Source organism: Ginsengibacter hankyongi (assembly GCF_008710285.1).
Taxonomy (GTDB): domain Bacteria; phylum Bacteroidota; class Bacteroidia; order Chitinophagales; family Chitinophagaceae; genus Ginsengibacter; species Ginsengibacter hankyongi.
In genome coordinates this window covers 1,322,996-1,342,093 of the sequence record NZ_VYQF01000001.1, presented here as the reverse complement: position 1 = coordinate 1,342,093, position 19,098 = coordinate 1,322,996, and the positions used below count along the sequence as shown (strand labels likewise).

15 protein-coding genes and 1 tRNA gene are annotated in these 19,098 nt (G+C 35.6%); 14 read left to right on the top strand and 2 right to left on the bottom strand.

The features are described 5' to 3' along the window. Positions 1-118 precede the first annotated feature (118 nt). Both FW778_RS05525 and FW778_RS05520 read right to left on the bottom strand, forming a co-directional pair. A complete protein-coding gene (locus FW778_RS05525; RefSeq protein ID WP_150413604.1) occupies positions 119-544 on the bottom strand; it encodes a hypothetical protein in 426 nt (141 codons plus the stop codon). A 356-nt stretch (positions 545-900) separates the two neighbouring features. Beyond that, positions 901-1,989, bottom strand: a complete 1,089-nt coding sequence (locus tag FW778_RS05520; RefSeq protein ID WP_150413603.1) for an anhydro-N-acetylmuramic acid kinase — start codon at positions 1,987-1,989, stop codon at positions 901-903. A 104-nt stretch (positions 1,990-2,093) separates the two neighbouring features. Here FW778_RS05520 and upp point away from each other — a divergent pair, with 104 nt between their 5' ends. From upp to FW778_RS05450, 14 genes are all read left to right on the top strand, one after another. Beyond that, positions 2,094-2,744: a uracil phosphoribosyltransferase gene (upp, locus tag FW778_RS05515; RefSeq protein ID WP_150413602.1), complete on the top strand. Its 651-nt coding sequence runs from the start codon at positions 2,094-2,096 to the stop codon at positions 2,742-2,744. 593 nt (positions 2,745-3,337) lie between these two features. After that, a complete protein-coding gene (locus FW778_RS05510) occupies positions 3,338-4,345 on the top strand; it encodes a PorP/SprF family type IX secretion system membrane protein (RefSeq protein WP_150413601.1) in 1,008 nt (335 codons plus the stop codon). Positions 4,346-4,659: 314 nt separating this feature from the next. After that, positions 4,660-4,734 (top strand) — tRNA-Glu (locus FW778_RS05505). A 164-nt stretch (positions 4,735-4,898) separates the two neighbouring features. Then, positions 4,899-5,969: a non-hydrolyzing UDP-N-acetylglucosamine 2-epimerase gene (wecB, locus tag FW778_RS05500; protein ID WP_150413600.1), complete on the top strand. Its 1,071-nt coding sequence runs from the start codon at positions 4,899-4,901 to the stop codon at positions 5,967-5,969. Between the two features lie 269 nt (positions 5,970-6,238). Continuing rightward, positions 6,239-6,952, top strand: a complete 714-nt coding sequence (locus FW778_RS05495) for a hypothetical protein (RefSeq protein WP_150413599.1) — start codon at positions 6,239-6,241, stop codon at positions 6,950-6,952. Positions 6,953-7,465: 513 nt separating this feature from the next. Continuing rightward, entirely contained in the window at positions 7,466-8,260 is a 795-nt protein-coding gene (locus tag FW778_RS05490; protein ID WP_150413598.1) for a polysaccharide biosynthesis/export family protein, read from the top strand. A 31-nt stretch (positions 8,261-8,291) separates the two neighbouring features. Further along, positions 8,292-10,628: a GumC family protein gene (locus FW778_RS05485; protein WP_150413597.1), complete on the top strand. Its 2,337-nt coding sequence runs from the start codon at positions 8,292-8,294 to the stop codon at positions 10,626-10,628. A 5-nt stretch (positions 10,629-10,633) separates the two neighbouring features. Further along, on the top strand, positions 10,634-11,821 hold the full coding sequence (locus FW778_RS05480) for a UDP-N-acetylglucosamine 4,6-dehydratase (protein WP_150413596.1): 1,188 nt from the start codon (positions 10,634-10,636) through the stop codon (positions 11,819-11,821). 21 nt (positions 11,822-11,842) lie between these two features. Then, positions 11,843-12,712, top strand: coding sequence for an NAD-dependent epimerase/dehydratase family protein (locus FW778_RS05475; RefSeq protein ID WP_235906056.1), 870 nt, complete (start codon positions 11,843-11,845; stop codon positions 12,710-12,712). 148 nt (positions 12,713-12,860) lie between these two features. Further along, positions 12,861-14,051 carry a glycosyltransferase gene (locus FW778_RS05470; RefSeq protein ID WP_150413594.1) on the top strand — a complete coding sequence of 397 codons (1,191 nt, stop codon included), beginning with the start codon at positions 12,861-12,863 and terminating at the stop codon, positions 14,049-14,051. After that, a complete protein-coding gene (locus FW778_RS05465; protein WP_150413593.1) occupies positions 14,041-15,099 on the top strand; it encodes a nucleotidyltransferase family protein in 1,059 nt (352 codons plus the stop codon). The genes FW778_RS05470 and FW778_RS05465 overlap by 11 nt, the downstream gene beginning before the upstream one ends. A gap of 16 nt (positions 15,100-15,115) precedes the next feature. Then, complete coding sequence (locus FW778_RS05460) at positions 15,116-16,564, top strand: MOP flippase family protein (RefSeq protein WP_150413592.1); 1,449 nt, start codon at positions 15,116-15,118, stop codon at positions 16,562-16,564. Between the two features lie 109 nt (positions 16,565-16,673). Beyond that, positions 16,674-17,921 carry a glycosyltransferase gene (locus FW778_RS05455; RefSeq protein WP_150413591.1) on the top strand — a complete coding sequence of 416 codons (1,248 nt, stop codon included), beginning with the start codon at positions 16,674-16,676 and terminating at the stop codon, positions 17,919-17,921. A gap of 136 nt (positions 17,922-18,057) precedes the next feature. After that, entirely contained in the window at positions 18,058-19,095 is a 1,038-nt protein-coding gene (locus FW778_RS05450) for an O-antigen ligase family protein (RefSeq protein WP_202552082.1), read from the top strand. Positions 19,096-19,098: the final 3 nt, after the last annotated feature.

Below are 19,098 nucleotides of genomic sequence, written 5' to 3'. Positions count from 1 at the left end.
TTAGTATCGCTAAACCGCAGAAAAGTCATCGATCAATTCTTATGGGTCCGGTATCCATCTAGCATCCAGCATCCGGCATCCCCATCCAGTCTAGCATCTAGCACTTAGTATCCAGCATTTATTCCTTAACAACTTTAGCTCCTAACACAGCGAGCGCAACGCTATCCGTTCCCTTCGGAGCAAAATATTTTGTTTTAAAATTTTTAGATTCACCGGGATGTAATACTTCGAAAACAGTTTCTTTGTCTGTTTCCAGTAATGCATGTGTTTTACTGTAAAATGATAAATTTATAACTACATCCTTAAAAACGGCAATGGTGGCTTTATTAGTGAGTGAACCTTTAATAACGGTTTGCCCAAAAAGATTTCGTTTATCATGCCCGTCAACAAACAAGAAATTTTGCGGGCTTTTTTCTTCTTTCTCCTTGAGGCTTTCTTTTGTTTTTTCATAAACCTCTTTTTCAGTCGAAGCTTTTTTGGCGTCGCTGCCACAGGAAAATGCTATGAAAGAAAACACAGCCAATAATAAAATGAGTTTTTTCATTGAATAAAATTTATCACAATAAAAACAATTTTAAGGAAAAATGATACATAATCTTTTAAGATCAGATGGAATAACCGCAGCAAAAAGCTGCAAGGCATTGAGCACAGGCCTATAAATAAGGCGTTAAGAAAATTTGATTGATAGTCGTTAAGAAATGAAATTGTTGTTACCAAAGCCTGGCATTGCACGTAGTGGGTAAGTTGCACTTAGCCTGGATATAGGCTATCGCCGGGATTAATTTTATTTTATACAATCATTCATATTTTTAGTTTTTTTATGAAGCGTTGATTTTTTTTGTTATTAAGGATTTGAGATTAAAATACCGAATTCTATAACTTAAAATAAGTAAATTATCATTATGCTTCAGTGCCCAGCCATAAAGCCCCGCCAATACTATTTCGGGTGGCACCTGTAACCGACGACAGCACGGTGTATTGCTCCCGCCAACGGAGCGCCCCCAGCAATGCCATTATCAAAGCTTCTTTATATTTAACTACATCAGCAGCGGGAATAACAATTTCAAAATTTATCTCGTCAAGTTTTTGTTGTAATCTTTTTATAAGGAAAGTATTAAAAGCGCCACCGCCCGTTATAAACAAATACTGAACCTTTTCTTCTTTAAATACCACGAGAGAATTCTTTATTTGAATACAAATATGCTCAACATATGTGCGCAAAGTATCCTCAACATTCAGGTTAAGCGAAGTTAATAATGGATAAACTATATCGGTTCCGAAACTATTAGCCAAAGATTTGGGGGCGGGAAGTTTATAATATTCAAGCCCATTTAATTGAAAGAGTAAATCTTCGTTTACGCTTCCCCGTGATGAAATAATTCCTTCGTCATCATATGCAAGATCTATCTTCTCTGCCAGCATATTTAAAACCCGGTTGGCAGCACATATATCAAAAGCAATGACTTCATTTTTTTTATGGATAGAAATATTGGCTATACCGCCTATGTTTAAAAAATAATTGTATTCAGTGAATAATAATTTTTCTCCCAAAGGCACTATCGGAGCACCCTGCCCGCCAAACGCCACATCAATTGATCTCAGGTCGCTTACCACCGGAAGTTGAGTTGCTGCTGCAATTGCGGCCCCATCGCCTAACTGGTGAGTCATTTTTCTCTCAGGCATATGAAACGTGGTGTGCCCATGTGAAGCAATAAGATTTACCTGGTGATGTAAATTCTTTTTATCAATAAACTCGTTAATTTTTTGCCCGGTATATTCTCCGTATTCTGTATGCAATAAAAGATAATCTTTTGCAGAAAGAAAGATAGCTTCCTGCAATTTTTGATGCCATTCTTTATTATAACCTAAGCAGGTCGCCTGCATAATTTCATAGTGCCATGTACCACCTTGGTCCTGTAGTTCTGTAAAAACGATGTCTATTCCATCAAGCGAACTTCCACTCATTATTCCAATCACCTTGTAAACCATTTTCTTGGATTTTTTACCTTTTTAAACTTTTAGAATTTAGATTTGTTCAAATTTATAACTTTAAGAATTGGATAACACCTTCTGTCAACTTTAAAACGTGAATCATGGTAATCAATCTTAGTGAAGAGCATTCGTTGGTGAGTAATTACCTGGCCGAATTGAGAGACGTTGAAATCCAGGAAGACAGGGCCAGGTTTCGCAGGAACCTCGAAAAGATAGGAGAGATCAGCGCTTACGAAATAAGTAAAAAATTATCCTGGATTGAAAAAGAAGTAACCACCCCGCTGGGTACTTCCACCTGTAAAGTTTTGGAAAAGCAGCCTGTACTGGCCACTATTTTAAGAGCAGGGCTTGCCATGCATACCGGCTTATTGAATTATTTTGATAAGGCAGATAATGCTTTTATAAGTGCGTATCGTAAACATAATCCCGATGGAACTTTTGAGATAAGCCTCGATTATATTAGTTGCCCCGAAATGGAAGGCCGGGTGGTTATTATATCTGATCCAATGCTGGCTACAGGTTCTTCATTGGTAAAGACAATACAATATATCAGGGGGGAAGGCAATCCTGCTGAGATTCATATCGTATGTGCGCTCGCCTGTACAGTAGGTATTGAATATATTCTGCGTGCTGAACCTAAGGCAATAATCTGGTGTGGCGATATTGATGATGAGTTAACAGCAAAGGGGTATATTGTTCCCGGCTTAGGAGATGCGGGGGACCTTTCATACGGTGTGAAAGTCCAAATGTAATACCACATTTTAGAATTAGTTTGAACCTTACGTGGCTTCTGAAATCAAAAACAGAAAAGACTTTCGCGAAAGACAAAAACAACCTTTTCTTTGTGCTCTTCGCGCCTTTGGGGTGAATTTCTTTTCACACTCGAGGGTTGCTTTATACCACGAAGCCACAAAGAACACAAAGGATTTTATTGGCGAAACAACAAAGTTTTTCTTTGTGCCTTTCGTGCCTTTGTGGTGAATTTCTTATTAGGTTCGAGGTTTATTTTATACCACGAAGACACAAAGAACACTAAGGATTAAATTGGCCGAAAAAACAAAGCTTTTCTTTGTGCTCTTCGCGCCTTTGTGGTGAACTTCTTTTTAAGCTCAGAGGTTTATTTTATACCACGAAGCCACAAAGAACACTAAGGATTTTATTGGCCGAAAAAACAAAACTTTTCTTTTTGCTCTTCGCGCTTTTGTGGTGAATTTCTTTTGGTCTACTGGCTTGCCGGGTTTAGGGTGCAGCGGTACAATAAAAATTACGGTCTTTTGTTATTATAGGTTTTTGAGGTATAATAAAAAATTTACTCCTATCTTTAAATATCAGAATATTGCCTGTAATGAAAACAAGACTATCTCTTTTTGCTATCCTGTTACTTATGAGTTTTTTTGCCAATGCGCAGGATCCTCATTTCTCGCAATTTTTTGCTTCGCCCCTTACCTTAAATCCCGCATTAACCGGGAAATTTGATGGCACCTTACGGGTGGCCGGTAATTATCGCAATCAATGGCCGGCATTTAATAATGTATATACCACGTCAACTTTAAGTGTTGATTTTCCTATTTTAAAAAGCAAGCTTCCTGACTATGATACATGGGGCCTGGGTATTTTAGCCTTAACAGACAAAGCAGGAGGAGGAGTGCTCACCAACAATTACCTGGGAATTTCTACTTCCTACCATAAATCGTTAGATGAAGATGGATTCCAGCAATTAGGAATCGGCTTCCAGGGAACTTACGGCCAGAAAAGACTAAATACCGACAACCTGAAATTTGAAGACCAATTGACTCCATTCGGGTTTACCGGTGTAACTGCAGACGTGTTTAATGCGCAACAACTCAACATCAATTATTTGGATGTGAATGCCGGCTTATTGTTTACCAGTTCCACCAGCGAAGACAATAATTTTTACGTCGGCGCATCTATGTACCATATCAACCGGCCAAAGGAAAGTTTCCAGGGCGGTAACTGGAATATTGCAACACGTACTACCATTAGCGCGGGCGGCTATTTTCCGGTATCCGATATTCTTACTTTGCATACCAGTGGTATTTACCAGTACCAGAATAAGGCAACCGAAACAACCGTAGGCGGAGCGCTTGCTGCCGTCCTTGATAATGCCAGCACTAATCCTTCTAATATTTATTTAGGTTCCTGGTATCGTTTCGATGATGCTATCATTCCTTACCTCGGTCTCGAATTTGCAGGAATGAGAATCGGTGCTACGTACGACATTAATATTTCCAGTTTAAAAGCAGGTTCTCAAAGCCGCGGGGGCATGGAAATTTCATTGATCTATGTAAAAAAACCTGCAGGTTCCAAAGGAATTCCTTGCCCGAAATTTTAGATCGATACTTGCAACAGATTTTACTTGATTTATATCATGCTGGTTTTGCCGGGGATTACACAGATTTGCATGGATTTTTTTTGTTTTTGATTTACGCCCCTTCGTGTAATTTAGTGTAATCCGTGGCATTTTCTTTCATCCATGAAATCCGTGGCCTCCTTTTTATCCGTGTAATCCATGGCCCATCTTTCCCCCTTTCTTAATCCGTGTCCATCTGCGTAATCCGTGGCCAATATTTTCTTTTATTTATCGCTAAGAAAAAATTTGGCATCTAATAACCCTAAGGTTATCTTTGCCGTCCCTTAATAAAATCTGCCGCGTTGGTCAAGGGGTTAAGACGCCTCCCTTTCACGGAGGAATCACGGGTTCGAATCCCGTACGTGGTACCAAAAAGCCAAAGCCTTGTAATTTATTACGAGGCTTTTTTATTGATTGGAATTCGCACCTTGTGACAATTAATTTAAACTTTTAACCTTGCAGTTATATTACAAAACTTATAATTGTTTTAATAAAGAATATTGGAGAATAATATTTGTAATAATTTTAAACGTATATGAAGATTTTAACAATTATCGGAGCCCGGCCTCAATTTATAAAAGCCGCTATTGTAAGTCACAGAATTAAAGAAGATTCAACAGGTATCCAAGAAATTATATTGCATACTGGCCAGCATTACGATAGTAATATGAGCCAGGTCTTTTTTGAACAGATGGATTTGCCGAAGCCACACTACAATCTTGAGATTGGTAACTTATCTCATGGCGCAATGACCGGAAGGATGCTGGAATCTATAGAAGAAATAATAAAAAAAACAATGCCACAATATGTAATGGTATATGGAGATACTAATTCTACCTTAGCGGGAGCATTAGCGGCATCAAAATTACATATTCCTGTTATCCATGTAGAATCAGGACTGCGTTCTTTTAATATGGAAATGCCGGAAGAGATTAATAGAATCCTGACGGATCAAATAAGCAATGTGTTATTCTGCCCTACGGACCAGGCTATATCAAATTTAAAAAATGAAGGATTTGAAAACAAGAATTGGATAAAAATTATTAAGAACGGAGATGTAATGTTTGATGCATCTATCTATTTTGCTGACTATGCCTTACCACCCTCATTTAATGTACCCTCAAAATTTGTTTTGGCAACTTTACACAGAGCCGAAAATACAGATGATAAAAATCGTTTAAAGGAAATTGTAGAAGCCTTTAATGAAATAAACACTCAAATCCCAGTAATTATTCCACTGCATCCCCGTACAAAAAAGTTATTAGATGAATTCCAGATTCCTGTACACTTTTTTACCTGTGAGCCCTTGGGGTATTTTCAAATGTTGTATATGCTAAAGAATGCATCTTTAGTAATGACAGATAGTGGCGGTCTTCAAAAAGAAGCTTTCTTTTTTCAAAAGCCCTGTGTTACACTCAGAGATCAAACTGAATGGGTAGAGCTGATTGATAGCGGATACAACATTCTCGCAAAAGCAGCCCGGGAAGATATTTTATTTAAATATTCTACTATGATAAACAAGAAATTTTATTTCTCTCACGATTCGCTTTATGGAGATGGAAAAGCATCTGAGGTTATTGTAAATTTTCTTAAAACACATTCGTAAAATTTACAAAGGACATTTATCATAGGAAGGATTGATCGTCTCCGGTTGAATCATTACCATTATATCCTTTGCGCATTTATGCGCTGCATAAGTAGTTATTTCATTGTTGAATGAAGGCTATTTCCTTGCTATTTGCCATAGGAATTCCCATGGGAAATAGCAATACCCTAATAAAGAGATACCCTTACATCGTGACCAGGAGGAACGGCGGATATGATTTTATTATTTTTTGCGTTATACAATTGACATCCATTTATAAAAAAATTATTATGGGTAAGCAAAAGGGATTGTACCTGAACGCTAAATCAGGGAACATATTATATTATAGCTGGAAGGAGATACCCTGTATAAGAACCATACCCGCAAACGTGTATCAATCGCCGGCGGTGATTGCGCATAAAAATGCCAATGGCTTATCCACCACTATGGGCGCATCTTTCAGGAGGTTGCTGGACGGTGTGCTGCCCTATCCAAAAAATATGGAAATGCAAACCAACCTAAGAATTGCCTTACTAAAATTACTTAAGAGCGGCGTGGTTAATATAGAACCGCCTGCCGCAATACCTTTTATCGGCGGACTGAGCTTTAATGAAGCCTCCGTGTTGAGCAATTGTATGAAAGTACCGCTTAGTATTACTTTACAAAGCCCTGATGAGTTTGCCGTGCACCTCCCGGAAATGGTTCCCACCCTGGGATTTAATGCCCCTCCCGCAACCAGCCATATCCGGCTTAAAATAGCGGCTGCCTGTTGTAACATCGCCACGGGTGAAGCATTACAAAATTATAATGACGCTATTACGATACCGTATAATGCTGAAAGGATTTCTGCCCAAACAAAACTTTTCTCCTTCCCAATGCCGGCGGGCAGAATTACCATGGTGGTAATAGCCCTGGATTATTTTGGTAACGTGAATGGAGCATCCTCATTACTGCTCAATGAACGATTCAGGCCCTCCCGGGTAATGGGTGGCGTAATACGGTAACGATAACTATGCAATTTATTTGTGAAAGTTCTTAAACCAAAGGGATGTTTTGGGGGGAAAGCAGCTATTTGAAAATCCCGCATGAAGACTGGTTTACAGGCGTTTCTGCCCGTATTTTTTGCACACCGGAGGGTGCTTTTAACTAACTAACCCACCTTATTAATTTCACTTCGATAAACCAAAATGCCTTAATTTCGCGGCTCAAATTTATTTAAAGAGTAAATCTTTCTATCCTGTTATTCCTGTTACAAAAGAAGACCTTATCAGTAAATTCTCTTGACCAAAAATCAACGGCATCTAATTTGATTAGCAGAAACAGATTAATTACTTTTTGAATATAATTTCTTGTTGTACCCTGTGATTGGGGAAGGGCGAAGCCCTGTGCCGGGGAATTGATGGCGAATATTGGGATGCCGGTTCCTCAGTTTTCCAGCTGATTATCCTGGTAACCTGGTTTAATGTATTTATTGTGATTATATAACAACAAATTATTATTATTTTTTAACTCCTGGTATGAATAAATCTGGCCGCAACTCAAGATATTTATTACTCATCCTTTTCGGGCTTATCCTGCTTGCATCCTGCGTGGACACCCGAAAAGTAGCCTATTTTAACGATGTAAAGGATTCAACGCTTATAGCCTCAAAAGCGGGATTGGAACCTGTTATACAAAAAAAAGATATCTTAAGTATTGCCGTAAGTAGTTTGAGTAACGAAGCGACAATTGTTTTTAATACACCTAATTTGCCCGCATCTCCTATAGCTTCCACTAACAATACTTCTCAAACTGCGGGTTACTTAGTAAATGAAGATGGATTTATTAAATTTCCGATTCTTGGGAAGATTCCTGCTGCCGGGCTTACGCAGAAACAATTGGAGAATAACATTACGCAACTACTGGTGGATAAAAAGTTATTGTTTGACCCCATCGTCACGTCAAGATTTTTAAATTTTAGGGTTACAGTTTTGGGAGAGGTGAATCGGCCGGGCGTTGTATATGTTCCAAGTGAACAGATCAACATCCTGGAAGCAATAGGGGATGCCGGGGATCTTACTATATATGGGCTTCGGGATAATGTAATATTAATCCGTCAACAAGATTCTGTAAAGCTGATAAAAAGATTAAATCTTAATTCCTCCAAAATATTACAATCCCCATATTTCTTTTTGAAATCAAATGATGTTGTTTATGTGGAACCGGGTAAAGCCAAAGTAGCTAGTCTCAGTGTTACGCAACAACGCTTGCCTGTTATCCTAAGCGGTCTTTCCCTTATAATTATATTATTAACGAACGTTTTTAAGTTATAAAATTGCTTCTTTATTAAATTATTTTATCTGAATGCAACAACTAGTAAACATGAACGAGCCTGATGAAAGCGAAGGTCTTTCCCTAGGTGATGTATTTTATAAATTCCTCCCTTATTGGCCGCTTTTTGCATTGTTGGTGGCCATTGGTATGACTTCTGCCTGGTTATACTTGCGTTATAAAAGGCCTGTTTACCAAACAACGGCAGTTCTATTAATTAAGGATGATAAAAATACTTCCGCTAATACAGATTTGATCGATGCATTGGATATGTTTGGCTCTAAAAAAAACGTGGAAAATGAAGTTGAGGTGCTGCAATCAAAAACACTTATGCAGGAAGTAGTGAAAAATCTGCATTTGTATGCTCCAATAACTATAGAAGGAAGAGTTACAAATCAATCAGGATATGAATCATGTCCTATTGTAATTGAAGCGAAAGATCCGGATTCTATTAAAGTTGCACAAAAAATTCCATTTTCTTATAACGAGGCTTTACAATCAATACACATTGGAAAAAATGACTTTCCCTTAAACCGATGGGTTTCCACATCTTTTGGCGTCTTGGAATTTCTTCCTAACAAATATTATCATTTCACAGGCAAAATAGATGAACCGAATGATTTTTATTTTTCTTTGTTGAGAGTAAAAAATACTGCAAACAGTATCCTGGGCAGTATTACTATTTCGGCTTCCAGCAAGGAATCGTCTGTTATTAACCTAAGTATAAAAGGAGAGGATCCCAAAAGGGGAGAAGATATTTTGAATGAATTGTTGCAGGTATATAATGAAGCCGCGATACTTGATAAAAATATGCTGGCGGCTAATACGCTGAAATTTGTAGAGGATCGGTTAAAGTTTGTATCAAATGACTTGGACTCTGTGGAAAGACAATTACAAAGCTTTAAGGCGAGGAATAAAATTACAGATATCAGTGCACAGGGCCAGATTTTTTTGCAAACAGTTGCGACTAACGATCAAAAAATCAGCGATCTTAACATGCAGTTGGCGGTGCTGGATCAGGTAGAAAATTATGTAAAAAGTAAGGAGGGCATGGGCGGTATAGTTCCCGCCACCTTGGGTGTGGCCGATCCTTCCTTAACGAATCTAATACAAAAATTGTCTGATCTTGAATTACAGTATTCCCAAACCAAAAAAATAGTCCCTGACAACAATCCAAGTATCATTGCCCTTTTGGATGCAATTAATAAATTAAAACCGGGTATTTTAGAAAATATCAATAGCCAGCGTACAAATCTGCTCGCTGCCAGGGACGATTTATCCTCTACCAACTCATCTTATACATCGATGCTTAAAACCATCCCTGAAAAAGAAAGAGAATTGCTGGGTATCAGCCGACAACAAGCGATTAAGAATAATATTTATACATTCCTCTTACAAAAGCGTGAAGAAACAACCCTGTCGTATGCTTCTGCCGTTGCCGATAGCCGTGTCATAGACAAAGCGGAAACCTCAGACGTTCCGGTCAGTCCTAAAAAATCGCTTATATATTTCATAGTTTTCGTAGGCTCTTTGGCTTTTGGGATCGCCGCTATTTCCATTAAAACAATGCTCACCCGAAGCATTCAGGATCGTGCTGAAATTGAAAAATATACAGATATTCCATTTTTGGGGGAAGTAAATTATGACAGGTCAAAATCCGCTATTGTAATTGCCGAGGGCAAACGCAGTTTTATCGCCGAACAGTTCCGACAATTACGAACATCATTAGGGTATATGGGTATCGATGAAACCCATAAAAGGATACTCATAACCTCCAGCATTTCTGGAGAAGGGAAAAGCTTTATTGCTATCAACCTGGGAATCAGCCTTGCCTTAATGGGAAAAAAGGTGGCATTACTTGAACTGGATCTTCGGAAACCCAAATTGAGCGAGCAATTTGGAATTTCAAGGCACGTGGGTCTTTCGAATTATTTAATTGGAAAATTGCCGGTTGAGAACCTGATGAAAAGTACCGGAATTGACAACTTGTTTTTAGCGCCGGCTGGACCTATACCACCCAATCCTTCAGAGTTAATTTCAAATGGTAAGTTGCAGGAATTACTAAGTTATCTTGGGGAAACATTGGATTATATTATAATGGACACTGCTCCTATAAACCCGGTTACTGATGCTTTTATCATATCTCCCTTAGCTGACGTAACCCTCTTTATAATCAGGCATGATTATACGCCCAAAATGTTCTTAAAAAAACTGGAACAGCAGCATAAAAAAGATGCGCTTAAAAATCCCGCCATTGTGTATAATGGTATTAGAGGTAAAGGGGTAAACAAATATGGATATGGATATGGATATGGGTACACTGAAGAAGAAAATGAAACAAGCTGGTTAAAAAAGATTTTTAGAAGATAAAGAAAGTGGATATACTAAATCTAATCGGGCGAACCCAACAACTTTTTGACAACGACATTTCAGAAAACGAAAGCGAGCTGTGTTACCATATAAGAAATTCAAGTTTTCTAATAATTGGCGGTGCCGGCTCCATCGGGCAGGCAGTAACAAAGGAGATTTTTAAGCGATTTCCACGAAAACTGCATGTGGTCGATTTGAGTGAAAACAATTTGGTGGAACTTGTCCGGGATATCAGAAGTTCCTACGGCTATATTCCCGGAGATTTTCAAACTTTTGCCCTTGATATTGGTTCATTGGAATACGAATATTTTACGAAAATAAATAAGCATTATGATTATGTTTTAAATTTATCTGCATTAAAACACGTAAGAAGTGAAAAAGATCCTTTTACATTGATGCGGATGATAAACGTAAACATTTTTAACACAGATAAAACTATTCAAACAGCAATAGAGAATAATACAAAAAAATATTTTTGTGTTTCAACGGATAAAGCGGCGAACCCTGTGAATTTAATGGGAGCTTCCAAAAGAATTATGGAAATGTTCCTGATGAAAAGAAGCAGCGAAATTAATATTTCGACGGCCCGTTTTGCTAATGTGGCCTTTTCAGATGGATCTTTATTATACGGGTTTGATCAAAGAATAAAAAAACGCCAACCTATTGTTGCCCCAAAAGACATTAAGCGATATTTCGTAACACCGAAAGAATCAGGGGAATTATGCCTGATGTCGTGTGTGTTTGGGCAAAACAGGGATATTTTTTTCCCAAAACTGACAGCAGATTTGCATTTAATCTCTTTTGCTGAGATAGCAGTAAAATACCTGGAAGCATTAGGTTATCAGCCTTATATCTGCGCTGATGAAGATGAAGCAAGATCTTTAATGGCCACATCACCTTTAAAAAAGAAATGGCCTTGCCTGTTTACGTTGAGCGATACCACGGGGGAAAAATCTTTTGAAGAATTTTTTACTGAAAAAGAACAAACAGACCTAAGTAGGTTCAGGAATATTGGTGTAATAAGGAACGATTTGAAAACAGAGGGAGAAAAATTGAATTACTTTGAAGCCAGAATTAACGAAATGAAGAAAATGGGGAAATGGGAGAAAAGTGAGATCATAGAATTGTTTAACGAAATGATTCCAAATTTTGGTCATAAAGAGACTGGTAAATATCTTGACTCAAAAATGTAACAACAATGAATAACATAGATTTTGAATGAAAGAATACTAATAACCGGGAGCAAAGGGTTCGTTGGAAACTCATTAACTTCCTTATTGAAATCCAAGTCATTTGAAGTTTTCGATGTTGGAAGTAGCAATACGCTCAATTTATGTGATTGGGAAGCCGTTAAGAATATTCCAAAATCTGAAATAATCGTTCATTTAGCGAGCAAAAGTTTTGTTCCTGATTCGTTTAAAACCCCGTTAAGTTTTTATAATAATAATATCTTATCGACATTAAATATTCTTGAAAAGGCTAAGATAGATGGGGCAAAAGTAATTTTTTTTAGCACTTACGTCTATGGTACTCCTATATATCTACCAATTGATGAAAATCACCATAAAAGCCCTAAAAATCCTTATACCCAATCAAAATTAATTGGTGAAGAGTTATGTGAAGCATATTTTAGAGATTTTGGAGTTCCCGTTACTATTTTTAGACCATTTAATATTTATGGTGCAGGTCAGAAATTCCCCTTTTTTATTCCGACTGTAATTAGTCAGATAAATAATAAAGCTATTCAATTGAATGATTCGAGACCTAAACGTGACTTTATTTATATTGATGATGTAGTGGAAGCTGTGCATCTGTCAATTATTGATAACGACAAATTCTTTAGAATCTATAACCTTGGTTCCGGAGTTTCGACTTCAATTAAAGATATTGTCGATGCGATTATTAATCTTTCACAATCTAAGGCGCGCGTTCATTTTACCAATGAAATTCGGCAAGGGGAAATTTTAGATACTATTGCTGATATATCTAAAATACAAAACGAATTGAACTGGAAGCCGAAAATTTCAATAACTAGGGGGTTAAGATTAACTATAGAATATTTTAAAAAAAATAGAGATACTTGATAATAATTGAATGAAAGCAATAGGACAGAAATGAAAGAATGAGGTTTTACTAAAATTGGGTGTCAGGTAAAGGACCAGTTTTAAAGAAGTTTAAAAAGTGTAGAAAATCTAACGACAAGAATACTTAGAAAAATGAATACCCTTGCTAATGCTAGCTAAAAGTAAAGTGTGCAAACTATTAATTATTGGAGATATGTATAGTCAATATATCGAAAATTTTTCTCTAACATTAAATAATTATGATGATTCATTAGAAATTGATATTGTTAATCCTATTTCCATTAAAGAAATCCAATACGAAAAACGCGAGCCTTATAATAAGGTTTTTAGCTATCGACCGCTAAATCCGATAATAGCTAAAATTCCAAAATTAAGAGGAATTTTGACTAAGAGGAAATTAAATAAAACCATAGATAATGTAAATAAAAATATCGCTCAATATGATGTAATTTTAATACAGGGATTTTGGTTACCTAATTGTTACGTTTTCTCTAAATTAAATAAACAAAATATTTTCTCTGTCGGGGCGATATGGGGTTCAGATTTCTATAAGAGACAGGAAAATGAATATAAAATTTTTAGTACCATCGATCATTGCGATCTACTCGTGATTTCAACCCAGGAGATGGTAAGGGATGTCTTGAAGGTAAAACAGGTTGATCAAAGCAAAATCAGAAATTGCTTTTTTGGATTAGCGCCTCTTCTTCCTTTGTTTCAGCTACAAAATATAACGGGAAAGGAATCAAAAAAAATATTAGGATTTAACGAAGATGATTTCATTATTATTTGCGGATATAACGGATCTCCCAATCTCCAACATCACAAAATAATATCGATGTTATCTCAGATTGGATCAAAACTACCAGCAAAAACAAAAGTTATCCTTCCAATTACTTACGGTGGTAGTAATGAATACAAAATGGAGATCAAAAAAGAACTGAAAGCAAGTGGATTGGAACATGTAATCTATGAGAACTTTTTATCCGATGAAAAAATAGCTCATTTGAGAAAGGCGACGGATCTAATGATCCAAATTCCAATAACAGATGCATTTTCAGGGTCATTGCAGGAACATTTATTCGCACAAAACATAGTAATTGCGGGAAATTGGTTGCCTTACCATTCTTTAAAAGATAAAGGAATTTATTATGAAACAATTGATAGTGTTACCGAATTAAAGGAAAAGCTATTATTTGTATTTGAAAACCTGACTGATATAAAAAATAAAGTAATTCAATCAAATACAGCGGAGAAATTTAAATCATCTTTATGGAGTGAATGTATTAAAGATTGGCACAGTGTAATAATGGAGTATAAGTCAAACGCAAATGAGCCCTGATATAAGTCAATTGATTATTAATCCTAAGACCACGTTGAAGCAAGCTTTAACGCAAATGGACGATGTTGGTTATAAATTATTAATGATTGTTGATGTAAATGGTTTTTTCAAAGGCTTAATTACAATTGGAGATATACAAAGAGCCATTATTGCCAATAAATCTTTAGATGAACCTGCTGTCTTGTTTAGCAGGTCCGATTTAATTCTTGGTAACACAAATGACTCCTTATCAGAAATAAGAAGGCAAATGTTGTTATATCGTTTAGTATATATGCCTATAATTGATGAGAATAAGAAGGTAATTAAGATAATTTATTGGGAAGATATTGTAAAGGATGAGGAAAATAGAATATATCCTATTTTAAATTTGCCAGTGGTAATTATGGCCGGAGGAATTGGCTCCCGGCTAAAACCATTAACCAATATTTTACCCAAACCACTTTTGCCTTTTGGCGAGTCAACTATTTTAGAGAATATTATAGATAGATTTAAAAAATATAGTTGTTTTAATTTTGAGATTTCGGTTAATTATAAAGCGGATTTAATACGTTTTTATTTTGATAGTTTGGGGGAGAAAGATTATCATATCAATTTCTTTACTGAAGAAAAACCCCTAGGCACAGCCGGTAGTTTGCACTTACTAGAGGATAAATTACTAACAACTTTTTTTGTATCTAATTGCGATATCTTAATTGAAGAAGATTATTCGGCAATTCATAAATATCACCGCGAAAATAAAAACGAATTAACCATTGTTGCCTCAATAAAAAATTATGACATACCTTATGGAACAATAGAAAGCGGAATAAATGGCGAGTTAATTTCGCTGAAAGAAAAACCCCAATTAGATTTTATGATCAATAGTGGGATGTATATTCTGGAGCCTCATTTACTGAAAGAAATTCCCAAAAGTACTTTTTTTCATTTGACTCATTTAATAGAAAGAATTAAAGGTAGAGGAGGTAAGGTAGGAGTATTTCCGATTAGTGAAAAATCATGGATCGATATAGGGGAATGGCAGTTTTATTCAAAAGTTTTATTTCAATGAGTTCTTATAAGCATAAATGAGTCTAAAAAAACAAGCGATTTCGGCAAGTTTCTGGACAACACTTTCTTTTGCGGTGCAGTCTTTAATCCAAATCCTACGATTATCCATCCTAACTCGTTTTTTAGAGAAATCTGATTTTGGTTTAGTGGCAATTGTTACTCTTGTACTGGGTTTTACTCACATTTTTGCCGATCTTGGTGTTTCTGTGTCCTTGTATTCCCGAAAATCAATCTCAGAAAAAGAATATAGTACTTTATATTGGGTGGCTCTGTTGTTAGGGCTAGCCCTTTATTGCCTGCTCTGTTTATTTTCGCCCTTTATTGCAAAGTTTTACCAAATGCCAGAATTAAAAATGTTAATTCCAGTGATGGGTATAGATTTATTAGTTACGACTGCAGGAAGACAATTCCGTATTTTCAAGGAAAAATCTTTAAAGTTTAAATCGTTAGCCATTATTGATATAGTGGGATCTGTATTGTCAATAATAATTGCGGTATGGGTCGCTATAGAAGGGGGCGGCGTTTGGAGCATTGTATTGTCAGCGCTTTTTGCCTCTTTTATATCTTCTTTGCTTTTAATTATTACAGGATTACGCAGTCATCCACTTCTATTTTACATTTCTTTAAAGGAAGGGAAAGCCTTTTATAAAATCGGATTATATCAAACGGGCTCACAAATCCTGGATTATTTTGCCTCACAATTAGATATATTAATTATTGGTAAGGTTATGGCTGCGGCAGATTTGGGTGTTTACAATCTCATAAAGCAACTTGTATTAAAAATTTACGGACTTATAAACCCAATTATTTCAAGTGTCGCTATTCCTGTTTTAGCAACTTTAAATGATAATTTATATTTACTAAAAGAAAAGTATTTGCAAATGATAAAAATATCATCTTTTGTGAATCTTGCTATTTATGGTGTGACGGCTTTATTGTCAAAGGAAATTATAACCATACTATATGGTGAATCTTATGTTAATGCAGACATTATTTTACAGATTTTTTGTATTTGGGGTGGCATCACTTCTATCATGAGCATTGCAAGCGCAATAATTGTGGTAATGGGTAAGACGGATGTGGGTTTCAGATGGACATTAATAAGGGTAATCGCAAACCCTTTATTTATTCTCATTGGATATCAATTTGGACTAATTGGAATAGCAATTTCTCAATCTCTTTATTCCCTGTTTTTTTATACGGTTTATTGGAAATTAGTTATAAATAAGATTTTAAAAACATTAGAGTATAAAGAATATCTTCTTGCTTTTTTGAAATTTTTCTTATCTTCTTTATTTCTATTTTGGATCCTTACATTATTGAAAACCTTTTTAGGGGAGTATAGAAATTTTTTATGGTCGAATTTAATTCTTTTTGGTACTTTATACCTACTTGGGTATTTAATTCTTAATAGAAATTTATATAAATCATTTTTGATTACTTATATAAGGAAAAAAGTTATTTGATAATTGTGGCCTTTCATCAAGGTTTTCCCTGAGTCTCCAACATAAAGGATCTGCCGAAAAAGCCAGTATAAAAAGTATTTCCGTAAACAGCAAGTTCAATTCTGACTTTATGATGTTAATAATAGCCACTCAGGAGATTGAAACCGAATCCTTTCTTATCAATGAATTAAATGAAATTGCCCATCATTTTGATAGGGTCGTTGTTATTACAACGCAAAAGAGCAATAACATAACGCACAAATTTGAAATAATAATATCAAAAAGAAGTGACTTTCTTTTGCCTGCTATTCTCCATTCCATGAAGAAATTATTCTCCAAAGAGGCCTATCAAGAACTTCGTGACAGGAAAAAAATGCGTGTAAATCCTGGTCTAAAATCGTTGATTTATAATTGGATAACTACATGGATGATAGAAAGAAGATTACAGGGCTACCTGGGGAAAATATGGCAGGGAGAAGAAATGATTTTGTATTCCTATTGGTTAAACGTCTATGCCTATTTCGTGGCCAATGTAAAAAAGAGAAACCCCCAAATTACGGCTATTTCAAGAGCACATGGTTTTGAAATCCGCGATTTTAATGATTATATCCCATTTCGCAGAACTATCGACACCTATTTGGACAAAATTATTTTTATTTCGCGCTACACTAAAATAGAATATGAGTCAATAGTGAAGAGGATTGCTAATGAAGTGAGGGCCGAGCAAAGAGTAATTCGTTTAGGAGTGAATAATTTGGGACAATTTGTACCCAATGCATTTAATCATAATAATACATTACATATTGCCTCATGTTCCGGAATACATCAATTGAAACGTTTAGATTTGATAATAGATTCGTTAGCTGAAGTATCAGAAGCCGTAAAATTAAATTGGGTCCATTTTGGTGACGGAAGCGATTTCAACATGATATTAGATTATGCAAAGAAAAAACTCGCAAAAAATAATATTACTTATTCTTTTAAAGGCCAATTAGCAAATTCAGATATCTTAAAATATTACGAAAACAATGATGTTGATATATTTATCAATGCAAGTGATTATGAAGGTATCCCTGTATCAATAATGGAAGCTATGTCTTATGGGATTCCGTGCATAGCTCGAAATGTAGGCGGCAATAGCGAAATTGTAATTAATGAAATATCCGGGAAATTAGTACCAAATGCAGCCTCTGCCCGTTTAATTGCAGATGTTATCCAGGAATTTCATTTCCAAAAAGTACATGATTTTCAGAATTACCTTGAATTACGTTCTTCCACCTATAAATACTGGACGGAAAATTTCAATGCTATTAAGAATTATGATACTTTTTTAAACTATATTCTTAACGGAAACAGAATACTATCAAATGCCGGATAGCTTATTTAAAAGGGCATTCATAGTATATATATGTTTGACCCTTATTGAGTATGGTTTACTGATTTCCGGGAATTCATTACTGAAATTTTATGGGTATGCCATTACATTTGGGTGGCTTTTTTTAGGCAGAAACAAAATGCCCAATGCAAAAGAAAGCAAGGAAATTATTTTTTTCGCGATATATCTTATCTTAGCCATGATTTCACTCCTGTGGTCGGATGATGTAGCAACTGGAAGTTACTATCTTTTATCGATGGCAAATATGATAGTTCTGATATTAGTTGCCTCAACTTTATCATGGAATAAAAGAGATCTAAATGTTCTTCTTTTTGCTTTTCAATTATCAGCAACAATTTTTTCAATATTCTTAATTATTAAAGGACAGCTTTACCATGGATTTTCCAGATCAACACTAGTTGTGAACGGATTAGAACAGGATCCCAATAATTTATCCGCAATGCTGGTCATACCAACCTTAATCTCTCTATGGAGAATTTTAAATAAGCAATACATTACTCTATTAAACAGAAAATATATAGTTATAAATTATTTATTCCTGGGCTCATGCATTTTAGCTATGCTAATGTTAAGTTCACGTGGGGGTTTATTTGGACTGATATGTGGATCCTTATTCTTACTTTTTTTTCATAATAGATTTGCTCAAAAAAATAAAATTCGGTCAAACAAACTGTATATAATAACATCGATAGCTATAGTATGTACAATTTTATTTTTTTTTATCCCACACCTGGACCAGGAAACATTAAAGCGTTTATCATTCCAAAGAATTCGGGAGGATAAGGGCAGCGATCGTTTGTTAATCTGGAATATCGCCTTCCAGCAATTTTTAACTGCGCCTTTATTTGGAATTGGTATAGGAAGCTTCCAGGGAATTACCAAAGTGGGTGTACATAATCAATTTATTATTGTGGGTGTTGAATCAGGAATAGTAGGATTCATTTTATTTGCCACCTCTTTAATAATCTTATTTATTAAATCATTTAAAAGTAAAACGAGTCTCTTACCTGCGTTATTGGTAGGCACATTCGTGGTGATATTTTTTTTGGACGCTTATAACAAAAAGTATTTCTGGAATGGTATTCTTTTATCCATAATAATATTAACAATGGAAAAAAACAGTAGACGGTCGAATAATCAGCTTATTCATTCATAGACA

Bases quoted from the DNA above. Each gene is read 5' to 3' on its own strand.
- FW778_RS05525 (WP_150413604.1), bottom strand. From the start codon at position 544: ATGAAAAAACTCATTTTATTATTGGCTGTGTTTTCTTTCATAGCATTT.
- FW778_RS05520 (WP_150413603.1), bottom strand. From the start codon at position 1,989: ATGGTTTACAAGGTGATTGGAATAATGAGTGGAAGTTCGCTTGATGGA.
- upp (WP_150413602.1), top strand. From the start codon at position 2,094: ATGGTAATCAATCTTAGTGAAGAGCATTCGTTGGTGAGTAATTACCTG.
- FW778_RS05510 (WP_150413601.1), top strand. From the start codon at position 3,338: ATGAAAACAAGACTATCTCTTTTTGCTATCCTGTTACTTATGAGTTTT.
- wecB (WP_150413600.1), top strand. From the start codon at position 4,899: ATGAAGATTTTAACAATTATCGGAGCCCGGCCTCAATTTATAAAAGCC.
- FW778_RS05495 (WP_150413599.1), top strand. From the start codon at position 6,239: ATGGGTAAGCAAAAGGGATTGTACCTGAACGCTAAATCAGGGAACATA.
- FW778_RS05490 (WP_150413598.1), top strand. From the start codon at position 7,466: ATGAATAAATCTGGCCGCAACTCAAGATATTTATTACTCATCCTTTTC.
- FW778_RS05485 (WP_150413597.1), top strand. From the start codon at position 8,292: ATGCAACAACTAGTAAACATGAACGAGCCTGATGAAAGCGAAGGTCTT.
- FW778_RS05470 (WP_150413594.1), top strand. From the start codon at position 12,861: ATGCTAGCTAAAAGTAAAGTGTGCAAACTATTAATTATTGGAGATATG.
- FW778_RS05465 (WP_150413593.1), top strand. From the start codon at position 14,041: ATGAGCCCTGATATAAGTCAATTGATTATTAATCCTAAGACCACGTTG.
- FW778_RS05460 (WP_150413592.1), top strand. From the start codon at position 15,116: ATGAGTCTAAAAAAACAAGCGATTTCGGCAAGTTTCTGGACAACACTT.
- FW778_RS05455 (WP_150413591.1), top strand. From the start codon at position 16,674: ATGATGTTAATAATAGCCACTCAGGAGATTGAAACCGAATCCTTTCTT.
- FW778_RS05450 (WP_202552082.1), top strand. From the start codon at position 18,058: ATGCCCAATGCAAAAGAAAGCAAGGAAATTATTTTTTTCGCGATATAT.